The sequence below is a fragment of the Natronococcus sp. genome (genome assembly GCF_047921035.1).
Taxonomy (GTDB): Archaea; Halobacteriota; Halobacteria; order Halobacteriales; family Natrialbaceae; genus Natronococcus.
The window spans coordinates 1-16,538 of the sequence record NZ_JBLRWX010000084.1 but is presented as its reverse complement, the minus strand read 5'-3'; the positions used below and the strand labels follow the sequence as shown (position 1 = coordinate 16,538).

General features: G+C 68.0%; 18 protein-coding genes and 1 pseudogene. 10 read left to right on the top strand and 9 right to left on the bottom strand.

What is annotated here, in order from left to right:
• The 3 genes from coaBC to ACNA7R_RS15300 form a co-directional block, all read right to left on the bottom strand.
• A partial coding sequence (coaBC, locus tag ACNA7R_RS15310) for a bifunctional phosphopantothenoylcysteine decarboxylase/phosphopantothenate--cysteine ligase CoaBC (RefSeq protein ID WP_416284414.1) occupies window positions 1-724 on the bottom strand: 724 nt, incomplete at its 3' end.
• Between the two features lie 46 nt (window positions 725-770).
• The gene (locus tag ACNA7R_RS15305; protein WP_416284413.1) at window positions 771-2,894 is read right to left on the bottom strand and encodes an IucA/IucC family protein; all 2,124 of its coding nucleotides are present in this window, start codon (window positions 2,892-2,894) and stop codon (window positions 771-773) included.
• An 88-nt stretch (window positions 2,895-2,982) separates the two neighbouring features.
• Window positions 2,983-3,771, bottom strand: coding sequence for an FAD-binding protein (locus ACNA7R_RS15300; RefSeq protein WP_416284412.1), 789 nt, complete (start codon window positions 3,769-3,771; stop codon window positions 2,983-2,985).
• 137 nt (window positions 3,772-3,908) lie between these two features.
• Here ACNA7R_RS15300 and ACNA7R_RS15295 point away from each other — a divergent pair, with 137 nt between their 5' ends.
• The gene (locus tag ACNA7R_RS15295) at window positions 3,909-4,430 is read left to right on the top strand and encodes an SRPBCC family protein (RefSeq protein WP_416284411.1); all 522 of its coding nucleotides are present in this window, start codon (window positions 3,909-3,911) and stop codon (window positions 4,428-4,430) included.
• A gap of 268 nt (window positions 4,431-4,698) precedes the next feature.
• Complete coding sequence (locus tag ACNA7R_RS15290) at window positions 4,699-5,172, top strand: response regulator (protein ID WP_416284410.1); 474 nt, start codon at window positions 4,699-4,701, stop codon at window positions 5,170-5,172.
• A gap of 94 nt (window positions 5,173-5,266) precedes the next feature.
• On the opposite strand, the gene ACNA7R_RS15285 is transcribed toward ACNA7R_RS15290, so the two are convergent.
• Window positions 5,267-5,764 (bottom strand): FxLYD domain-containing protein, encoded by a 498-nt coding sequence (locus ACNA7R_RS15285; protein ID WP_416284409.1) that lies wholly within the window; start codon window positions 5,762-5,764, stop codon window positions 5,267-5,269.
• A gap of 451 nt (window positions 5,765-6,215) precedes the next feature.
• On the opposite strand from ACNA7R_RS15285, the gene ACNA7R_RS15280 reads away from it, so the two are divergent.
• The 4 genes from ACNA7R_RS15280 (at window position 6,216) to ACNA7R_RS15265 (ending at window position 8,988) form a co-directional block, all read left to right on the top strand.
• Entirely contained in the window at window positions 6,216-6,404 is a 189-nt protein-coding gene (locus ACNA7R_RS15280; RefSeq protein ID WP_416284408.1) for an antitoxin VapB family protein, read from the top strand.
• Between the two features lie 5 nt (window positions 6,405-6,409).
• Complete coding sequence (locus tag ACNA7R_RS15275; RefSeq protein ID WP_416284407.1) at window positions 6,410-6,703, top strand: type II toxin-antitoxin system RelE family toxin; 294 nt, start codon at window positions 6,410-6,412, stop codon at window positions 6,701-6,703.
• Window positions 6,704-7,039: 336 nt separating this feature from the next.
• Complete coding sequence (locus ACNA7R_RS15270; protein ID WP_416284406.1) at window positions 7,040-7,804, top strand: creatininase family protein; 765 nt, start codon at window positions 7,040-7,042, stop codon at window positions 7,802-7,804.
• Window positions 7,801-8,988 (top strand): NAD(P)/FAD-dependent oxidoreductase, encoded by a 1,188-nt coding sequence (locus ACNA7R_RS15265; RefSeq protein ID WP_416284405.1) that lies wholly within the window; start codon window positions 7,801-7,803, stop codon window positions 8,986-8,988. Before ACNA7R_RS15270 ends, ACNA7R_RS15265 begins: the two co-directional genes overlap by 4 nt.
• On the opposite strand, the gene ACNA7R_RS15260 is transcribed toward ACNA7R_RS15265, so the two are convergent.
• Window positions 8,985-9,452, bottom strand: coding sequence for an Hsp20/alpha crystallin family protein (locus tag ACNA7R_RS15260; protein WP_416284404.1), 468 nt, complete (start codon window positions 9,450-9,452; stop codon window positions 8,985-8,987). The genes ACNA7R_RS15265 and ACNA7R_RS15260 overlap by 4 nt on opposite strands.
• A gap of 152 nt (window positions 9,453-9,604) precedes the next feature.
• A complete protein-coding gene (locus ACNA7R_RS15255; protein WP_416284403.1) occupies window positions 9,605-9,763 on the bottom strand; it encodes a hypothetical protein in 159 nt (52 codons plus the stop codon).
• A gap of 316 nt (window positions 9,764-10,079) precedes the next feature.
• Between ACNA7R_RS15255 and ACNA7R_RS15250 the strand changes: the two genes are divergently transcribed.
• The 3 genes from ACNA7R_RS15250 to ACNA7R_RS15240 all read left to right on the top strand — a co-directional run bounded on the left by ACNA7R_RS15250 (window position 10,080) and on the right by ACNA7R_RS15240 (window position 13,942).
• The gene (locus ACNA7R_RS15250; RefSeq protein ID WP_416284402.1) at window positions 10,080-11,834 is read left to right on the top strand and encodes a radical SAM protein; all 1,755 of its coding nucleotides are present in this window, start codon (window positions 10,080-10,082) and stop codon (window positions 11,832-11,834) included.
• A gap of 99 nt (window positions 11,835-11,933) precedes the next feature.
• Window positions 11,934-12,341: a TRAM domain-containing protein gene (locus ACNA7R_RS15245; RefSeq protein WP_293026767.1), complete on the top strand. Its 408-nt coding sequence runs from the start codon at window positions 11,934-11,936 to the stop codon at window positions 12,339-12,341.
• 197 nt (window positions 12,342-12,538) lie between these two features.
• The gene (locus tag ACNA7R_RS15240; RefSeq protein ID WP_416284401.1) at window positions 12,539-13,942 is read left to right on the top strand and encodes a geranylgeranyl reductase family protein; all 1,404 of its coding nucleotides are present in this window, start codon (window positions 12,539-12,541) and stop codon (window positions 13,940-13,942) included.
• Window positions 13,943-14,011: 69 nt separating this feature from the next.
• Here the strand turns inward: ACNA7R_RS15240 and ACNA7R_RS15235 are convergent, their stop codons facing one another.
• Both ACNA7R_RS15235 and ACNA7R_RS15230 read right to left on the bottom strand, forming a co-directional pair.
• A complete protein-coding gene (locus ACNA7R_RS15235; RefSeq protein WP_416284400.1) occupies window positions 14,012-14,776 on the bottom strand; it encodes a heptaprenylglyceryl phosphate synthase in 765 nt (254 codons plus the stop codon).
• 71 nt (window positions 14,777-14,847) lie between these two features.
• A complete protein-coding gene (locus ACNA7R_RS15230) occupies window positions 14,848-15,603 on the bottom strand; it encodes a YkgJ family cysteine cluster protein (RefSeq protein WP_416284415.1) in 756 nt (251 codons plus the stop codon).
• 117 nt (window positions 15,604-15,720) lie between these two features.
• Between ACNA7R_RS15230 and ACNA7R_RS15225 the strand changes: the two genes are divergently transcribed.
• A complete protein-coding gene (locus ACNA7R_RS15225; RefSeq protein WP_416284399.1) occupies window positions 15,721-15,987 on the top strand; it encodes a hypothetical protein in 267 nt (88 codons plus the stop codon).
• Here the strand turns inward: ACNA7R_RS15225 and ACNA7R_RS15220 are convergent.
• Window positions 15,968-16,538 (bottom strand): annotated as a pseudogene (locus tag ACNA7R_RS15220) (hypothetical protein); the annotation flags it as partial. The gene ACNA7R_RS15225 and the pseudogene ACNA7R_RS15220 overlap by 20 nt on opposite strands.

The following is a 16,538-nucleotide window of genomic DNA, read 5'->3' as shown; positions in this document are numbered from 1 at the left end:
ATCCCCCGCCCGCCGCGAGCGAGTGCGGGCCGACGACGCCGTGAACGAGCGTGACGTCGGCGCCCCGTACCGCACAGGCCCTGGCGACGGCCCGACCCATCTTCCCCGACGAGCGGTTCGTCAGCACGCGAACCGGGTCGATCGCCTCGCTGGTCGCGCCGCTGGTGACGACGACGTGTCGGCCCTCGAGCGGGCGCTCGCCGGCCGTGCGGGCGACGCTCGCGACGATCGCCGTCTCGCCCGCGATCTTGGCCTTCCCCTCCTCGATCCGGGGGTCGACGAACTCGACGCCCCAGCTTTCGACCGTTTCGATCGCCTCGAGCACGCCGGGGTGGTCGTACATCGGCTCGTGCATCGCGGGGGCGATCACGACGGGCGTATCGGCACCGAGCGCCGTCGTCGCACACGTCGTCACGGGTGTGTCGTCGACCGCGCCCGCGATCTTGCCGACGGTGTTGGCCGTCGCGGGCGCGACCAGGAACACGTCGGCCCAGCCCTCGTACCCGCAGAGTTCGACGTGTTCGACGCCCCCCGTGATCTCGGTGACGACGTCGTTCTCGGTCGCGAACTCGACGGCCCAGGGGTGGACGATCCCCCGCGAGCTGTCGGTCATCACCCCTCGCACCGCTGCGCCGTGGCGTCGCAGCTCGTGGGCCAGCTCGACCGTCTTCACGGCCGCGATCGACCCCGTCACTCCGAGCGCGACGTTGACTCCCTCGAGCATTCGTCCCCTACTCTCGCTCGGGACGTGTTAAGCGTAGCGAGGGCGGCTACGAGTCGATTCGTTCTCGTCCGTGCTCCGAGAGGGGGTTCGCGACCTCACTGGTCACGTACTCGTGGCGCTTGCCCCGCAGGCGCATCGCGGTCAGGGCCTTGTGGGGCGTCGACGCCGCGAACAGCGCCCGCTCGTCGCGCTCGAGGCGTTCCGCGGGAACCGTCCCCTCGGCTCGGACCTCCGCGAACGCGCGCTCGCAGCGATCCGCAATGCGTTCCCAGCAGACCCGCTCGTCGACCGGGAACTCGTCGGCGACCGTCGCGACGAGTTCGGCGAGGTGGTTCTGGAACAGCGCGTAGTACAGTTTCCGGTAGCAGTCCGCGGCGTCGTCGGCCTCGAGGTCCGAATCGGGGTAGGGCTCGAGCGAGAGGCCGCGTTCGGCGAGCCGATCCCTGTGGACGCGGATCCCGCCCAGATCGCGAACCAGCGTCGCGACCGGCTCGGCGTCCGCGAAGACGAGCAGGCTGTTCTGGAGGTGGCTCTCGAGGGCGACCCCGTACTCGCTCAGCAGGGCCAGCTGCTCGGGGACGACGACGTCGGCGTAGCGCTCGAGGAAGGCGAGCGCCGCCTCGCCGGTCGTCGACGCCCCCGTTCGATCGCCGTATCGCTCGATCACCCCGCAGACGAGCGGCCGCCCGGTCGTCGGGGCGTCGGCGACGAGGCTCGAGGCGACCACCGGCGTCGCACCCTCGGGAACGAGCGGGTGCTCGGCCGGGTTCTCCCGCAACAGCCCCGAGAGGTGTCGGGCGTCGTCGAACGCCTCGCCCTCGAGGTGGGGACCGCCCGGCGGGTAGTAACAGGTTGCGGCCGGCTCGGCGAGCAGTCCCAGTCGATCGAGGTCCTCCCGGCGCTCGATCGCCCGGACGACGTCGGTCACCTGCGGGCCGTTCGAGACGGCGTGGGGCGACAGCGTGCGCACGACGTTGGTCGTCTGGACCGGAATCGCGAGCTTGAGATGCGGGAGCGGTCCGCTGGCGGTCCGGTCAGTATCGTAGGGAACGACCGTTCGGAGGTTGAGCTGTGGCGTCGCCGGGCTCGTGTAGTCGGCGATCGGCACGACCCGTCCGTCCTCGATCCCGTCGGCGTACCGTTCGGGAATCGTTCGGTGGTACTGCAGCGGGTGGACGGGGACGACGGCGTACTCCTCGCTCGCACGACCCGCGGGGATCGCCCGCTCGAGCGCTCCCTCGAGGCCCCCGAACGTCTCGTACAGCCGGTCGGCCAGCCGACCGCAGCCGTCTTCGGCCGCCTCCGCGCGGGTTTCGAGGGCATACTCCCGATCGACGGCGACGAACCGGAGGTCGATCCGGTCGGCGAACTCGGGTGCGTACGCGAGGCCGTCGGCGGCGTTCATCCCCCGACGGATCTTTCCGGAGGGGTGAAACGGATGGCCGTCGGTGACGATCCGTTCGAAGGCGGTCGCGGCGTCGGCGCTCGGGACGCCCGTCGCGACGGCCTCGAGGGGCGACTCGCTCGCGGCGACGGCCGTCTCGACGTCTCGCGCGTGGACGGGCCTCGCCAGCCGCGCTAACGCGAGATTGGCGACGCTCTCGGCTACCTCGAGGCGGATCCGCTCGGCTTGCTCGCCGTCGCTGAACGCGCCCTCGCGCTCGAGGAGCGGCACGAGGTCGACCGGGTGCTCGAGCCCTCGACTCGCGCCGTCGCGTCCCGCCGCGGTCTCGGGTGACCACCGATAGATCGGGTCGGAAAAGCGAAAGCGGTCGTAGCCGTGTCTCGCCGCGACCGGTGCCACCAGCACCGTCTCGGAGGCCGGAAACGGCAGTAGCGCGAGCCGACGACAGCGCTCGGGAAGCGGGTCGACGAGCGACCGGAGTTCGTCGGCCCCGAGGCCCTCGAGCGGAGCCGGCTCGTCCGGAACGGCGGGCTCGCCCGGATCGACGAACCGAGCGTCGGGAAGGCCCACCGGTCGGCCGCGAAGCAGTCCTCGGACGAAGCGCCGGCGGATCTCCCGGCGGGCGCCGGGAAGCGCCTCGAGGTACGCCGCCTCGGCCGGCGTTTCCAGACCGTTCGTCCGCGCGTAGCGGGTGGCGGCGCCGAGGCTCTCCCGCTCGGCGCTCGTTCGGAGCCGAACCGACTCGCCGTCGAACCGGTCGCTCATCGCCGCCTCGCCGGAACGACCGTCGTCGAGTCGATAGCAGCGGTCGGAACGGGAGCGGTTGTCGAACCCGGTCTCGGACGAGTTCGTCTCATTCCCGGTCACGCTCGACGCTCGGGTGCATCGTCGGTCGCTCCTCGAGCGGTTCCGAGAGCGCCTCGACCATCGTTTCGCGGGCCCGTTCGTCCCGCCGTCGGCGTTCCTCGTCGTCGATCTCCTCGCAGCCGGGCGGCACCTCGCGGCCGCGCCCGGTGAAGTAGCCCTCCGGGACGACCCAGTCCTGGTAGAAGTTGACGTCGGCGTCGTGGATCACCGCGAAGCCGACCTTGGCGCCGTGGCCGGCCGCGACGATCGCTTGGTGGGGCTCGTCGGCGATCCGGCCCGCGGCGTAGACGCCGTCGACGGCGGTTCGACCGCCCTCGTCGACGCTGACGAAGTGTTTGTTCCCTCGCTGGAGCCGGCCGACGTCCAGCGGGACGAGGTAGTCGCTGTCCGACCAGGAAGCCGCGACCACTCGCCGGGCCTCGAGCGGCTCGCCGCCGTCGGTCTCGAGGACGAACCCGTCCTCGAGGTCGGTCCCGATGTCGGGTTCCCCGGCGTCTCGCGACTCCGACGGAGTCGGGCTGTCGACGGGCTCGACGCTCGTCACCCTGCCGAGTTCGAACGTCGCGCCGGCGTTTTTGGCCTGCTCCCGGGTCAACTGGAGGTACCGACGGGCGTCGATCCCGTCGGGAAACCCTGGGTAGTTCTCGAGGCTGGCGTTGCGCGCGAGGATCGATTCGCCCCCGTCGACGACCAGCGTATCCAGTCCCGCACGCGCGGTAAAGATCGATGCGGCGAGCCCGGCGACGCCGCCACCGACGATACAGACATCTCGCATACGTCGTCGTTGTCGGCCCGTCGTATAGAAGATTGTCAACGAGACGCCCTCGACACCGAACGCCGGGGCTCGTCCAGTCGCGGCGCGTGACTTTCCGAAAGGGAATCCTTACTACCGACGCACGCCTTAGACCGGCCGTGGACAGGATCCTGCTCAGTACGGTCGCGTACCGCCCGCCGGAGGAGGTGTTCCCGTACGTTCGGTCGTTCGTCGATTATCCGCGGTACACGGACCACCTCGAGGAGGTCCGCGTCCGCGGAAACGGCGACGTCGGCTCGGTCTACGACCTGCAACTCGCCTGGTGGAAACTCAACTACACCGCTCGCTCGAAGGTAACGGCGATCGACGCCCCCCGATCGCTCGAGTGGCACCTGGTCAACGACGTCGACGCCAGCGGCGAGTGGCGCGTCGAGTCCGAGCCCGACGCCGCGCCCGCGGGCGTCGAGACGGCGAGTCGGATCTACTTCGACGCGACCTACGATCCGTACTCGGCCGACGAGAGCGCCCTCTCGCTGCCGCGGTTCGTCTCGCTGGACTGGGTCGTCCGAAAGGTCGAACCCAAGATCCTGAACGAGGCCGAAACCGTCGTCGAGCGACTGGTCGCGGACATCGAGGGCCAGTATCGCGACGTCGAGTTGACGGTCCACGAGATGCCCTGAGCGATCGGCGCCAGGGCGCCTCGAGGACCGCGGCGCGGCGTTCGGATCGCCGAGCCCGAGCCGAACTGGAGGCGGTCCGATTCCCGCTCGAGTCCGCCGGAGTATATAAAAGCGTTACATAGGTAGTCCGCATTCTCTCGGCGGTCGGTAGTCTGCTCTCACACATGGGACTCTCGAGTACGCAACGGTCGGCGACCGACGCACTATCTCTCTCCATCGACGAGCTGCCGACGAACGCCGCGAGTTCACGGTCTACGCTCGAGGAGCGATGACCGACGACGAGGCCTCGAAGCGCACTCCCCCCGCGGACCCTCGACCCGAGGAGGCGGAGATCCTCCTCGTCGAGGACAACCCCGGCGACGTCCGCCTGCTTCAGGAGGCGCTGGCGGTCACCGATATCCCACACCAGCTCCACGTCGTCACCAACGGCGACGAGGCGGTCGAGTTCGTCTACCGGCGTGGCGAGTACGCCGACGCCCCCCTACCCGATCTGATCCTGCTCGACCTGAACCTCCCGCACACCGACGGCCACGAGGTGCTCACCGAGGTGAAGTCGGATCCCGATCACAGCAGGATCCCGATCATCGTCCTCTCGAGTTCGAACGACGACGACGACATCCAGCGGGCGTACGCGGCCGGCGCCAACGCCTACCTGACGAAACCCGTCGATCCCGACGAACTCGTCGAACGGGTCGAGTTGATCCAGACGTTCTGGTTCTCGCTCGCGCAGCTCCCGGACTGAGCGCGGTCGAGTCGGGACGAAACTCGTTTCCGCGGAAACCAACGGCTCTCGGGCCCGACTCGGAAAAAGGGATGTTGCAGTCCGCCGTCGGCCGTCAGTACCGACTGCCGCTGACCCCGATGTCGTAGTCGTCGACGTCCTCGGCGTCCTCCAGAACCATGATATCGAACGCCCAGGTCTGGTCGCCGTCGAGATCCTGCGTGTTGGTCATGTATCGGTCGAGCTGGTGGCCGTCCGGGTCGTAGATCCGAACGCCGACCTCGACGTAGTCGAACTGCTCGTCCCCGGTGTTCTCGATGACACCCTCGACTGTGATGTCGTCGCCGAACTCCCCTTCCTCGATCACGAGTTCGTGCTCGAGGATCTCGAGGTCGCCGAACTCGAGGACGTCCTCGCCCTCGTCGCGGTCCTCGACGTCCTCCTCGTCGAGTTCCTCGTCGTCACCGTCGTCGCCGTTGGCGTCGTCGCCGTTTCCGTCGCTGCCGTTCCCGTCGTCGCCGTTTTCATCCTCGCCGTTACCATCAGCGTCCTGATACTCGTCGTCGCCGGAATCGTCGTCGCTGGCACAGCCGGCCAGAACGCTGGTCAGCACCACTGATCCACCAAGTAGCACACTTCTTCGTTCCACGAGACAGTCAACGATGACGACATACAAAAGATTGGCCATTTGATATGAAATCGTTGCGCACGTTCACTACAATTTTTATGTTTCCGAATAAACTAATCAGTAGATAGTAGCACGATTTCTTTATTCAGTCTCGTCTCTGAAACTGAAACAGGAGATTCGGTACACGAAGAGTGCAAACTGCTCGCTTCGCTCGCAGTTTCTACTGGGCGAACAGCCGTCCGAGACGCGCGACAGCGCGTCTCTCTGCGGAACGACGATCGAAGCGCGAGCGTAGCGAGCGGTGAGTGAGTCGTCTGTATATGACAGGGTTTTCACCACTAAGTCTGAGTAAAGAAATTGCGCTCCTCTCTACTGCTACGTATCGATAGTGGACGGCGACGCGTTTATGATGTACAAGGTTGTAAAGATTACCAGCATGTCCAAGGCAGAGAAGCGGATTCCCGTTCGTGAAGAGACGTTCGAGCAGCTCGGGGACCTCAAGGGAGCTGGCGAGACGTGGGACGACGTAATGAAAGAGCTCATCGAAACCCACCAGGAAAAGAATCGGCGCAATCTACTCGAGCGAACCGACGACGACGACTACGTGCCGCTTGACGAGGTCTGAACTGAATGTCGTACACGGTCTTGCTCGGGGAGCAGCCACGAGAGTTTCTGGAGGACGCCGACGACAGGACGGAGCGGATCGTCAAAAATAACCTCGGAAAGCTATCCGGTAACCCGCACCCACGTCCCGGATCTGGCCGCGGCGACCGTGAGAAACTCCCTGTTGACGGCCGGGAGATGTACCGACTCCACATCAGCCGGACCTACACTGCGCTCTACACTATCGACGACGAGGCGAACGAGGTTCTCGTTCGTGAAATACTCCCGATCGACGACGCGCACAAACGCTATGGCTTTTGACTCCGGCCGGGGTCGTCATGTGAATCCGAAGTCAGGAACCGACAATGAGGACGTCTTCCTTATGGAATACCTACCGTTAGTTCGGCACAATTCCTGAAACGGTGGTGGATGGGGCGAGTAGTCCACCTTCCGAAATTGCTGAAACAGTGGTGGGTGAGGCAAGAGGCTCGTCTTCCATAATTGCTGAAACGGTGGTGTGTCTCGATTCGGTACCGGCGTGAGTACGAACCACTCTCTCCTAAGTAGACGCGTTCACCCACCCTCGAGGGGTTCCTCGAATCCTCTTTTTCGATCCCGTCCCGTGTAAATAAGTCCCTCCGGCGCCCACCGACCGGTATGACGTTGCTCGCCGAACGAACGACGACGGCGGCCGCCGAGGACCTCGAGGCGGCTTCCGTCGCCGTCCTTCCCGTCGGAAGCACCGAACAGCACGGCCCCGCGCTCCCGCTGGGGATGGACCATATGGCCGCCGAGGGCTTCGCTCACACAGTGGCCGACCGCGAGGACGCGGTCGTCCTCCCGACGCTTCCGGTGGGCGTCAGCGAACACCACCGCCAGTTCGACGGCACGCTGTACGTCGGCCCGGAGACCTTCGAGGAGTACGTCCGTGAGACGGTCTCGAGTCTCGCCGACCAGGGCGTCCGGAAGGTCGTCGTGGTCAACGGCCACGGCGGCAACTCGGGGGCGCTCCGGCGGGCCGCCCGCCGGCTGCGAGAGGAGCGGACGGCGTTCGCCCCGCCGTGGAACTGGTGGGACGCCGTCGACGAACTGGCCGACGAGCTGTTCGACGAGGACGGCGGCCACGCCGACGCGGCGGAGTCGAGCCTACTGTGGCACCTCCGCGAGGATCTCGTCCGACCCGACGAACTCGAGGCCGCCGAGGCCGGCGCGAGCGAGGGCTGGGGCGAGTCGGTCCACGGCGCCCAGCTCGGGTTCGACACGATCGACTTCTCCGAGAGCGGCGCGGTCGGGCGACCGACCCAGGCCGACCCCGAGAAGGGCCGCCGTCTGTTCGAGACCGGCCGCGACCGGCTGGGGGCGCTGCTCGAGTGGCTCGCCGAGCGCCCGCTCGAGGCCTGCTGGCCTCGTGGTCGCCGATGAGCGGGGCGCCCGAGCTCGCCGTCGGCGCGAACGCCTTCACCGAGCGCGGCCGGGACCTCGAGGTGGCCGTCGTCGGCGCGGGGGCGATCGGCGCGACCGCGGCCTACGACCTGGCCCGGGAAGGCGCCGACGTGACGCTGTACGACCGCGGCTCGATCGCGAGCGGCTCGAGCGGGCGCGCGGCGGGGGTCTGTTACGACGCCTTCGCCGACCCGCTGGACGCCGAGATCGGCAGCGACGCGATCGAGCGCTTCCGGGATCTGTCGGGCGACGACACGTTCCCGTTCGTCGAGTGTCCCTACGTCTGGCTCGCTCGGGAGGGAGACGAGCGCAACGCCGAGGCGCTTCGCGACCAGATCACGCGGATGCAGGAGAACGGGACGATCGCGCTCGAGGTCGACGGCGACGAGCTTGCCGAACGGTTCCGGGCGCTTCGGACCGACGACGTCGCGGTCGCGGGGATCGCCGGCGCCGCGGGTTACACCGATCCCGCGGCGTACACGGCCTGTCTCGCGGCGGCCGCCGACGGGGTCGGCGCGACGCTGCGCCCGGAGACGCCGGTTCGCGTTCGGACCGATCCCGCCCGCGTCGTGTGCGATGCTGACGGGAGCACCCACGAGGTCGACGCCGTGCTCGTCGCCGCAGGAGCGCACACGAAGCAGGTGCTCGCGGACCCCGGGATCCCGATCGCGATGAAACCCTACCGCGTGCAGGCGCTGGTCGTCGACTGCGAGCTCGCCGAACCGATGTGTTACGACGCGACCGGGGAGTTCTACCTGCGGCCCCACCCCGAGGGGGTGCTGGCGGGTGACGGCACCGAGTACGTCGAGGCCGATCCCGACGCGTACGACCGCGACGCCTCGCCGGGTTTCGCGACGGACCTGCTCGAGCGCGTCGCCCGCCGGGTACCGGGGATCCACCTCGAGCCCGACGACCTCGTGCGCGCGTGGGCGGGGCTGTGTACGGCGACGCCCGACAGAGACCCGCTGGTCGGCGAACTCGAGGACGGACTCTACGTCGCCACCGGGTTCCAGGGCCACGGCTTCATGCGCGCGCCCGCGATTGGCGAGCGCGTCGCCGATCAGGTGCTCGGCGGCGAGGGAATCGACCCCTTCGATCCGACCCGCTTCGACGGCGACGAGTCGTTCGACGTCGTCGAGGGGATGACGATTCGGGAGAACTAGTCGTCGATCGCGATTTCGTCGGTTCCGGGTCCGGTACCGCTCGCGTCCTCGGGGGTCGGGCCGTCCTCGATCTCGACGTCGTCGACCGCCGAGCGCTTGGGGATCTCGATCCGTAGGGCGCCCGACTCCGAGAGCGTGGCCGTCCCCGCGTCGGGTTCGACGAGCGCGTCGCCGGGGAGTTCGGCCTCGCCCTCGAGTTCCATCCCGCGGCCGGGAAAGCGCATCTCGTAGCCGTCGTGGAACTGCCGGAAGCGGTCGATCTTGACCGTGACGGTTCCCTCGAGGTAGCGGACCTGGATATCGTCGGGGCCGGCGCCGGGGGCGTCGAAGACGACGAGGTAGCCGGTCTCGTTCTCGAGGACGTCGACCGCCAGCGGGCGGTGGCGCTGTACGCGACCGTTGGCGCGGCCGATCTGGCGGTAGAGGGCGGCGCCGACCGCGTCCGCGAGGCTCGCGAGACTCATCGGCGATCAACCCCGCGGGGCGAACGCGGCCGACCCGAGCACGACGGCGGCCGAGGGATCCTGATCATGATCAGATTCGAACGGTACGCTCGGCTCGTTCTTAGTGATTGTGGCGCGGAAACTACGGGCCCGTACGGCGTTTCTGGAAGCGGTTACAGCTCGACGGGTTTCAGACAGTCCGTGCCGCCACAGACCGGACACGAGAGTTCCGAGACGTCGAAGTCCTCGGGAACGTCGTAGGTGTAGTGGTTCTCGAAGAGGTCGAGAAAGCAGTCCTCGGCGGTACAGACGATCTCCTCGGTCGGTGGCATACACGATAGTAGCGTCACGACGACCATCAACGTCGGGGTTACGGCACACGCTTCGAGCGGACCGGTCGGATCGATCACGATGGAGTCGACCCTCGAGCGAGCCGTCGGCGTCGGCCGACCGTCCGATCCCCGGTTTCACCCGCCCGTCCGTCCACCACCGGGCGGGACTGAAAGGGGCGACGCGCCGGACAACGTGCGGCGCGTCGGGGCTTTCGGGCGGGGCTGAAAGGGGTCGCCGGTCGCGCCGCCGTACAGCGCGACCGGCGAGGGCTTTCGTGTAGTCACCGTTTTACCGCTCGAGGCGCTACTCGCCGCCATGACTGACCCCGAGACGCTGTCGGTGACGATCGTCGACGGCTACGTCGACGAGCCCGCTCACTTCGGGGTGCCGCCGTACATCTCCACGTACCCCCGGTACGCTGCAGGGGCGCTCGTCGACGCGGGCGTTCCCCGCGAGAAGATTACGTACCACACGATCGACGGCCTGCGCGACGAGCCCGACCGGTGGCGCGACGTCGACGAGGCCGACCTCATGATCTATCTGGGCGGGATGACCGTCCCCGGAAAGTACGTTGGCGGCACGCCGGCCGAGCCCGACGAGGTGCGCAAACTCGCCTGGACCGCCAGCGGCACGAGCCTGATGGGCGGTCCCGTCAAGTTCGGCGTCGGCGACGAGAACGCCGGCGGCACCGAAACCGAGCGCCAGGACCTGGACTTCGACTTCGTCGCGAAAGGCGACGTCGAGGCCGCCGTCTTCGACCTCGTCGAGAGCGGCCTCGAGGGCTTTTCCAACCGGATGCGCGACGTCGACGAGGTCTCGCGGTGGGCCCAGGAGGGCGCCTTTATTGTCGAGCAACACCCCAACCATCCGGAGTACCTGATCGCCGAACTCGAGACCTCTCGAGGGTGTGCCTATCGGTGTTCGTTCTGTACCGAACCGCTCTACGGGAATCCGACGTTCCGCCCGCCGCCGTCGGTCGTCGGCGAGGTCGACGCCCTCTCCGATCTCGGCGTGCGACACTTCCGGATCGGCCGCCAGGCCGACATCCTCGCCTACGGCGGCGACGGCGAGGCGCCGAACCCCGACGCCCTGCGCTCGCTGTACGGCGGGATCCGCGAGGTCGCGCCCGACCTCGAGACGCTCCACCTCGACAATATGAACCCCATTACGATCGTCGAGTGGCCCGAGAAGTCTCGGGAGGGGATCCGGATCATCGCCGAGCACAACACGCCCGGGGATACCGCGGCCTTTGGCCTCGAGTCCGCGGACCCGCTGGTCCAGGAGGAGAACAATCTGAACGTCACCGCCGAGGAGTGCTTCGAGGCGGTCAAGATCGTCAACGAGGAAGCTGGCTGGCGCCCGGGAGGGCCGAGGGACCCGAGGCCCTCCGAAGGCGCGAGCGGCGCAGCCGCGAGCGCGGGCGAGGACGCACCGACCCGTCTCCCCAAGCTCCTGCCCGGGATCAACCTCCTGCACGGGCTCAAGGGCGAGCGCGAGGAGACCTACGAGCGAAACCTCGAGTTCCTCCACCGGGTGTACGACGAGGGGTACATGCTCCGCCGGGTGAACATCCGGCAGGTGATGTCGTTCGACGGCACCGAGATGTCCGAGACGGGCGCCGAGATCGCAAACGAGCACAAGAAGCTCTTCAAGAGCTACAAACGGCAGGTCCGCGAGGAGATCGACAACCCGATGCTCGCCCGCGTCGCTCCGCTCGGAACCGTCCTGCCGGACGTCCACCTCGAGTACCACCAGGACGGGAAGACGTTCGGCCGTCAGCTCGGCACCTACCCGCTTTTGGTCGGGATCCCCGGCGAGCGCCCGCTGGGAGAGACGACCGACGTCGCGGTCGTCGACCACGGCTACCGGTCGGTGACGGGGGTGCCGTACCCGCTCGATCTCAACGAGGCGTCGATGGACGAGCTCACGACGATCCCCGGCATCGGAAGCTCGACCGCGGGAGACATCGTCGTCAACCGGCCCTACGAGTCCATCAGCGAGGCCGAATTCGGCGGCGAGGTCGACCTCGAGGGGTTCGCGACGGCGCGACCGCTCGAGCGGGCCGACTGACGGGCGCGTGGCGCCCCCGAGAGTGGCACAGGACACCACGGTAGTCGTTCGGTAGTTCTATTACGGTTGGCACGCAGAGTCAAACTCGAGGGTCTACCTGTGGAAATATCTGAAAAACTGCTGTGTTTGTTCAGTACGGAAGTCTCGGAGGAGGAGGATCGGTACGTCATCGAGGTGCCACGACAGGAGGTCGAAACCGGCGACATCGACGCCGGTGACGTCTACCGCGTCGCGCTCATCTCTCGTGATGAAACAACCGAGGAGTCGTCCGCATCGACGTCCCAGCCCCAGACCGCACCGTCGGAACCACAGCCGCCGGTCGACGTCAACGAGACTCGATACGTCGAGATCGAGGACATCGGCAAGCAAGGCGACGGGATCGCCCGCGTCGAGCGAGGCTACGTGATCATCGTTCCGGGCGCCGACGTCGGCGAACGCGTCAAAGTCGAGATCACCGAGGTCAAGTCGAACTTCGCGGTCGGCGAGATCATCGAGGACACGTTCTAGCGGCGACCGTTTCGACCGGGTTCGCCGCGGCGCCGGGCCGCGCTCGAATCCGGCTCCCGCTCACGAATCGCTCCGAGAGCGACGGCTCTCGAGCGCGTTCGCGACCGCTCGAGCGACCCCGTCGCGGCCGTTCGGAACAACGAGCAAGACCGGACCCGTTCACGAACCCTTTTCTCCGATCGGGCGAACGATTCGGTATGAGTACGAGCGAGCGGCCGTCCGGTGTCGAGACGGCGAGGACGGCGTGGGACGCCGTCGTCGTCGGCGCGGGGACGGCCGGCTGTTACGCGTCAGCGACGCTGGCCGAGGCGGGATACGACGTTCTCGTCCTCGAGCGAAAGTCCGAGGACGAGGCGGGACACATCGCCTGTGGCGACGCCCTGAAGGGTGCCGACGAGTTTCCCGACGTCATCCCGAAATCGCAGATCCGGCCCGCGTTTACGAACACCGACGTCGACCACGGCCGCTTCGAGATCCCCCAGGAGGACGCGGTTCTCGAGATTCCGGTTCCCGGCGAGATCGCCGTCATCGACCGCCACGAGTACGGCCGGCTGATCATCGAGGCCGCAGCCGACGCGGGGGCGACGTTTCAGTACGACACCGTGGTCACCGACGTCGTTCAAGACGAAGACGACCGCGTGACGGGCGTCGAGGCGGTACGCGACGGCGACGCGTCTACCTACGACGCCGAGGTCGTCGTCGACGGCGCGGGCTCGCTGTCGGTGCTGCAGGACATGGTCGACTTCTCGGGGTCGACGTTCGACACCAACGTCGACTTCTCGCAGTTCTCCTCGGCCTACCGCGAAGTCGTTCACGTCGACGAGCCCGTCGAGTGGGACGACGCGCTGGTGATCAAGCCGACCCAGCGCTCGGCGGGCTACCTCTGGTACTTCCCGCGGACGGAGACCGAGATCAACGTCGGCCTGGGCTTCCAGATGACCGAGGAGCCGATGCAACTCGTCGAGGACCTGAAGCGCGACCTCCGCGATCGGCCGGAGTTCGAGGGCGCCGAGGTCGCGGACAAACTCGGCGCAGCGCTGCCCACCAAGCGTCCCCACGACTCGGCGGTCCACCCCGGATTCGTCGCCGTCGGCGACGCGGCCGGCCACGTCAACCCCACCACGGGTGGGGGGATCGCCGGGGCGGCCTACGCCGGAAAGTACGCCGGCGAGCAGATCGTCGCGGCCCTCGAGCGCGGCGACGTCAGCGAGGAGGCCCTCTGGCGGTACAACGAGCGAGTCATGGACCACTACGGCGGTCGCTACGCCGCGCTGGACGTCTACAACATTCTGACCATCGGCTCGGACCTCGACGATCTCACGAGTCTGCTAGCCGCCATGCCCGGCGACAAGCTCTCCGAGGCGCTATACTCCGGGAGCACGAGCCTCGGCTGGCGGTTCACGCTCGACGTCCTCTGGAAGACCCGCGGTCACTGGGACACGCTCCGGGACGTCTACGAGACGAAGCGGCGGGCCGACGAGATCCTCGCGCACTACGAGGCCTACCCCTCGAGTCCCGACGGGCTGACCGCCTGGCAGCGCGAGCGCGACGAGCTGATGGAGGCGGTCTACGAGACGACCGGGGCAGATCCCAAGTACTGAGGCGGGCCGCCGTCCCGATCTCCCGGTGTGGCTGCAGGACGGTCGCGGCGGTGTCGGGAGGAGGTAGCCTTACCGCGGAATCGTCTCGCGGAACGTCTCCGGATCGTCGTGGAAGCAGTCCCCGACGACGACGGCGTCCGCACCCGCCTCGAGGATCTCGCTCGCTTTCTCCGAACTATCGATCCCGCCGCCGTAGAACAACGCCGTCTCCTCGAGGTATCGCGCGGCGGCCTCGACGTCCTCGGGGCCGCCGTAGGTGCCCGAGTACTCGACGTAGAAGATCGGGAAGTCGTAGAACGTCTCGGTCGCGAGGGCCGCGCCGGCGACCTCCTCGGGGCTGTAGGCGGTGTCGACGCCCGACACCGCTGCCGCGGTCGACTCGAGGTGTTGCACGACGTACCCCTCGCCGACGACCGTCTCGGTGAGTTCGGACACCGCCTCGACTCCCTTCGAGGCGATCAGCTCGCCGACCAGGGGAACGCTCGAGCCGAGGAGTTCGTCGGGTTTCTGGCCGACCTCGATGAACAGTTCGAGGTGCTTGCCGACGAAGTGGTCCCGGTCGCCGTTGTAGACGGCGGGGATCGAGACGGCGTCGGCCGCCTCGATCGTCTCCCGGGAGACGTGCGTCGAGCTGTACGGTTCCTGGAAGATCGGTACTCCCGGCAGCGCGTCCGCGACGCGTTCGATCGCCGCGAGGCTGTTCTCCTCGGTGACGCCGTCGGATCCCCCGACGAGCACCAGATCGGTCCCCTCGAGGACGCCGAGATCCGACGGGAGCGCCTTCGCCGGGTCGACCTTCGTAACGTGGGTGATCGCGTCCCAGTCGACGTTCATGCGGACGGATTCAGCGGTCGCGCAAAATTCCTATCGGTTCGGCCCGGTCGGTGTCGCGGAGAGCGAGCCGATCACTCCTCGAGCGGGGTTCCGTCGATCCGCTTCGGGCCCTCGGAGTCGTAGACGACGACCTCGCCCGGCTCCGGATCCGCGGGCTCGTACTCGTCTCGGACGCCGATCGCCTCCTCGAGTTCCCGGACCGCGCGCCCCTTCAGCGCGCGGGCGAGTTCCTCCGCGTCCTCGCGGGAGATGTCCCGGCCCAGCCCCTCGCACTCGTGGGCGCGGAGGACCTCGTCCCCGCCCTCGCCGTCGGCTCCTCCCCGTGCCGGGAGCGAGACGCTGTCGACGGCCTCGCCCATCGGCTGGCTCGTGCCCGCGAGCCCGACGCTGAAGGGGTAGGTGCGACAGATCAGCGGTCGGTCCTCGTGAGCGGTGCAGGCGCCGACCCCGGCCTCGTCCTCCGCGTAGAACGCACAGTCGCCACAGTCGTCAGTCTGAAGCGCCCACTCGAAGGTCTCGCCCTCGAGTCCGTCGTCGCCCTCCTCGAGGCCGTACGGCATCGGTCGGGCGACATCGCGCCACTCGCGGTCCGCGGCGTCGGGAACCGCGTCGTCTTCGCCCCCGTCGCTCCCGACGGCGGCGGTATCCGCGTCCTCGAGCCGGCGGACCTCGTCGGGGAACACCGTCGCCGTGTGTTCGTCCTCGCCGTGGCCCGTACAGCAGGCGCCACAGCGGGTACACTCGAAGCCGATCGACTCGATGGCGTCGGCCAGGTCGTCGACGGCCAGTTCGCGGGCGGACTCGAGTTCGGCTTCCAGCGATCGCACGTTCGTCACTACGCCTCGAGGGAGAAAAGCCGGTCGCTTGGCGTCGCCTTCTGCGGGAGCGTGGCCGGGCTCGAGCGAGAGCGAATCGTTACGATCGCCCGCGACCTACGGTATCGTATGACATCGCTCAACGAGGAGATGGGTGACGTTCAGACGGAGATCGACCGCGTCCGCGAACACCTCCGGACGGAGGTCCCCGACCTCTTCGCGTTCGACGTCACCGTCAGCAGGATCGAGTACAACGCGAACAGCAACAGCGTCACGCTCACGGTCGAACCCAGCTCCGAGGCCCGCAAGCAGATCTCCGAGGAGTTCGGCGGCGTCCGGGTGCGGATGGAGGATCAGCTCTCCTTCGAGTTCCAGTTCACCTCGGGCGACTCGTAGCGCGACCCTCGCGGGGCGTCGCGCGCTCGCCGTCCCACTCGAGGCGGCCCTCGACGGCGAGTTTCTCGAGGTGGGCCCGGACGGTCGCCCGCGCGAGGTCACGCACCCCCTCGAGGTCCTTCTCGTAGGCGCCCTCGAGGATCGCCGCCAGCGAGCGCGCGCCGTCGTCGACGGCCTCGAGCACCCGTCGCTCGCGCCGGAGTCGGTGCGCGATGAGTCGCTCGAGGGTCTCGCGCGGAGTCTCGATCGCGGGGCCGTGGCCCGGGTACAGCGTCGGCGGGTCGATCGCCCGAAGCCGGCGCAGCGTCGTCAGGTACGCGCGCACGTCGCCCTCGGGAGCGCCGACGACGACGCTGCCCTCGTCGACGGCGCAGTCGCCACAGACGATCGGCCCGCCCGCGCCGACCACCAGGATGCGGTCCCCGTCGCGGATCTCCCCGTCCGGCGGGATCACGGCGTAGCCGTCCGCCGCGCTGGTGCCCCGCGTCCCCACCCAGCGCGTCAGTCCATAGTGCATCCGTCCGACGCCAGCGGAGACGTGCCCCCCGAGG